This window comes from Streptomyces sp. YIM 98790, from assembly GCF_011421595.1.
Lineage (GTDB): Bacteria > Actinomycetota > Actinomycetes > Streptomycetales > Streptomycetaceae > Streptomyces.
Map to the genome: position 1 here is coordinate 1 of NZ_WTLH01000323.1, position 3,694 is coordinate 3,694.

The window sequence follows — 3,694 nt, forward strand, 5'->3', positions numbered from 1 at the left end:
CGGCACCGGCCGGCAGCGGCGCCCGGAGCGCGCGGACCTCACCGGCGGCGTCCGCCTGCGGGGAGCACCCGGAACGGCGGGACCGCGGACACGTCCGCGTCGGCGCCGCGCCCTGCGCCGCGCCGTCCCGGACGCGTGCCCGTCTCCCGGCGGGGAGCGGCGATCCCCGGCCGGTTCCCGAAAATGGCCGGAAAGTTGTCAACCGACTTCCGTATCGGTCGGATTTACCCGCCGTGTCCGCGCGGACACGGCGGGGGCGACTTGCTCATGACACGTTTGCCCGGCGGCCACGCGGATGTGGGGCCCCGAACGCCCTGGGCGGCGACAACGCGGGNGGCGACTTGCTCATGACACGTTTGCCCGGCGGCCACGCGGATGTGGGGCCCCGAACGCCCTGGGCGGCGACAACGCGGGTATGCGAGTCGCCATCGTCACCGAGTCCTATCCGCCGGATGTCAACGGGGTCGCGCACTGCGCCCTGCAGACCGCCCTCCACCTCGCCCGGCGCGGCCACGACCCCCTGGTGATCGCCCCGGCTCCGGCCGGGGCCGCCTCCCGGGGGCCGGCCGCCGCACCGGCACCCCAGGGGCCCGCACCGGTCGTGCGGATCCCCGCCCTGCCGCTGCCCGGCTACCGCCAGGTGCGGGTGGCCCTGCCCAGCCGGCGGCTGGCCGCCGCGCTCGCCGCGCACCGCCCCGACGTGGTCCACCTGGCCAGCCCTTTCGTGCTGGGTGTGCGGGGAATGGCCGCCGCCGCCCGGCTGGGCGTGCCCGCCGTCGCCGTCTACCAGACCGATCTGGCCGGCTATGCGCGGACCTACCTGGGCGCCGGGGCCGGCGCTGCCTGGCGCCGCATCCGCGCCGTGCACACCGCCGCCCGGCTCACCCTGGCCCCCTCCACCGCCTCGCTGCGCGAACTGGCCGAGCACGGCATCCCCCGGGTCCGGCTGTGGCGGCGCGGCGTGGACACCGCCCGGTTCCGCCCCGCACTGCGCGACGAGCGGCTGCGCGCGGAGCTCGCCCCCGGCGGCGAACTGCTGGTCGGCTATGTCGGACGGCTCGCCCCGGAGAAGCACGTGGCGCTGCTGGCCGGCACCGCCGCGCTGCCCGGCGTGCGGCTGGTCGTGGTGGGCGACGGCCCCAGCCAGGGCGCGCTGCGCGCCGCCCTGCCCGGCGCGGTCTTCCTGGGCCGCCGCACCGGGGAGGACCTGGCGCGGATCTACGCCTCGCTGGACGTCTTCGCGCACACCGGGCCGTTCGAGACCTTCTGCCAGACCGTGCAGGAGGCCCAGGCCAGCGGGGTGGCGGTGATCGCCCCGGCGGCCGGCGGACCGCTGGACCTCATCGACCACGGCCGCACCGGACTGCTGGTGCCCGCCCTGGACGGCGACGCGCTGCGTGACGCGGTGGCCGGGCTGCGCGACGACCCGGCCCGCCGCGCCGCGCTGGCCGGGGCGGGCCACGCCGCCGTGCGCGACCGCACCTGGGAGGCGGTCGGCGACCAGCTCCTCGGCCACTACGCCGAAGTGCTCCGCACCCCTGCCGCCGGAGGGGCGGTCCTGCGGTGAACGACCCCCGCACCACCGCGGCCGCCGTCCCGGTGCCGGGTCCGGTCCCGGCTCCGGCCCGCGCCGGACTGCGCATCGTCCGGCTCGCCAACTTCGTCGCACCGTCCTCCGGCGGTCTGCGCACCGCCCTGCGGGAGCTCGGCGCCGGCTATCGCGCGGCCGGCCACGACCCGGTGCTGATCGTGCCCGGCACCGCGCACGACGACCGGAGCACCGCGCAGGGCCGGGTGATCACCCTGCCCGGAGCGGTGGTCCCGGGCAGCGGCGGCTACCGGGTGCTGACCGGGCGGCACCGGCTGGCACGGCTGCTGGAGTCGCTCGCGCCCGACCGGCTGGAGGTCTCCGACCGCACCACCCTGCGCTGGACCGGCGCATGGGCCCGCCACCACCGCATCCCGGCCGTGATGGTCTCGCACGAGAGCGTGGACGGCGTGCTGGACGCCTGGGGGCTGCCGGCCGGCCTCACCCGGTCCGCCGCCGACCGGCTCAACCGCCGCACCGCCTGGTCCTACACCCGGGTGGTGTGCACCACCGAATGGGCGGCGCGGGAATTCGCCCGGGTGGGCGCCCGCAACGTCGTGCGCGCCCCGCTCGGCGTCGACCTGGACCGCTGCCACCCGCGGCTGCACGACCCGGCCCTGCACCGGGAACTGACCGGCGGCGCACCGGTGCTGCTGGCGCTCTGCTCCCGGCTGCACCCCGAGAAGCGCCCGGAGGCGGCCCTGGACGCCCTGGCCCGGCTGCGCGACCGCGGCGTGGACGCGGTGCTGGTGGTCGCCGGGGACGGACCGCTGGGCGGCCGGCTCCGCCGCCGCGCGGCGGAACGCCGGCTGCCGGTGCGCTTCACCGGGTACATCGGCGATCCGGTGGAACTGGCCGCGCTCCAGGCCACCGCGGACGTGGTGCTCGCCCCCGGCCCGGCCGAGACCTTCGGGCTGGCCGCCCTGGAGGCGCTGGCGTGCGGCACCCCGGTGGTGGCCAGCAGCCGTTCGGCCGTCCCCGAACTGCTCGGCGACGCCGGTGCGGTGGCCGACTCCTCCGGCGACTCCTTCGCGGACGGGGTGGAGCTGCTGCTGGACCGGCCCGCCGCCGAACGCCGTGCCGCCGCCCGGGCGCGCGCCGAGCGCTACCCCTGGCGGGCCGCGGTGCGGGCCTTCCTCACCGCCCACGGCGCGGCTCCGGCGGCCGTGCCGGCCCGCGCCGGAGACGGGGACCGTCCGGCATCCGGCTCCGGCGGTCCGCGGTGACCGCCCTCCGTCCGGGACCCGGTCCGGGACCCGGCCCCGGGGCCGGCCGGGGACCGGCCGAACTCCGCTTCGCCGCCCTGGGCGACTCGCTCACCGAGGGCGTCGGCGATCCGCTGCCCGGCGGCGGCTGGCGGGGCTGGGCGGCACTGCTCGCCGAGTCGCTCGGCACCCCGGGGCGTCCGGTCCGGCTGGTCAATCTGGCCCGCAGCGGGGCCCGGACCCCGGACACCGCCGGCGAGCAGCTCGCCGGCGCCCGCCGCCACCGGCCGCACCTGGCCTCGGTGATCGTCGGCGGCAACGACATCCTGCGGTCCGCCTTCGACCTGCACCGGGCCGCCCGGGACCTGGACACCCTGATCGGCACCCTCACCGCCGACGGCGCCGTGGTGCTCACCGCCTGCCTGCCCGACCCCGGGCGGATGCTGCGGCTCCCGGCCGCCGTGGCCCGTCCGCTCGCCCGCCGGATGCGCTCGGTCAACGAGCTGGTGCACCAGCTCAGCCGCAGGCACCGGGCGCTGCACGCGCACTTCGCCGAACACCCGGTGGCGGGCGACCGCGCCTGCTGGAGCGTGGACCGGCTGCACCCCAGCGAGCGCGGCCACCGCCTGCTGGCCCGGGAGTTCCACGCGCTGCTCACCGCCCGCGGGCTGACCGCCACCCCGCCGCCCGCCGACCGCACCGACCAGCCGCCGCCCACCGCGGCCGCCGATCTGCGCTGGATGGCCACCCGCGGCGCCCGCTGGGCCCTGGACCGTTCGCGCGACCTGCTGCCCGGCCTGCTGCGGCTCGCCGCGGTGGAGACCGCGCACCGGTTCCGCGGCACCACCGCGGCGCTGGACGCCGCCGCCCGGGCCTCGGTGCGGACGGCGCTGCTGGACAC

3 protein-coding genes are annotated in these 3,694 nt (G+C 78.9%); all 3 read left to right on the forward strand.

From position 1 onward, the window contains the following. Window positions 1–415: 415 nt before the first annotated feature. The gene (locus GQS09_RS27495) at window positions 416–1,567 is read left to right on the forward strand and encodes a glycosyltransferase family 1 protein (protein WP_165990234.1); all 1,152 of its coding nucleotides are present in this window, start codon (window positions 416–418) and stop codon (window positions 1,565–1,567) included. A 32-nt stretch (window positions 1,568–1,599) separates the two neighbouring features. Beyond that, on the forward strand, window positions 1,600–2,814 hold the full coding sequence (locus tag GQS09_RS27500; protein WP_313896376.1) for a glycosyltransferase: 1,215 nt from the start codon (window positions 1,600–1,602) through the stop codon (window positions 2,812–2,814). After that, the coding region (locus GQS09_RS27505) for an SGNH/GDSL hydrolase family protein (RefSeq protein WP_165990236.1) at window positions 2,811–3,694 on the forward strand (884 nt) is incomplete at its 3' end. The genes GQS09_RS27500 and GQS09_RS27505, both read left to right, overlap by 4 nt.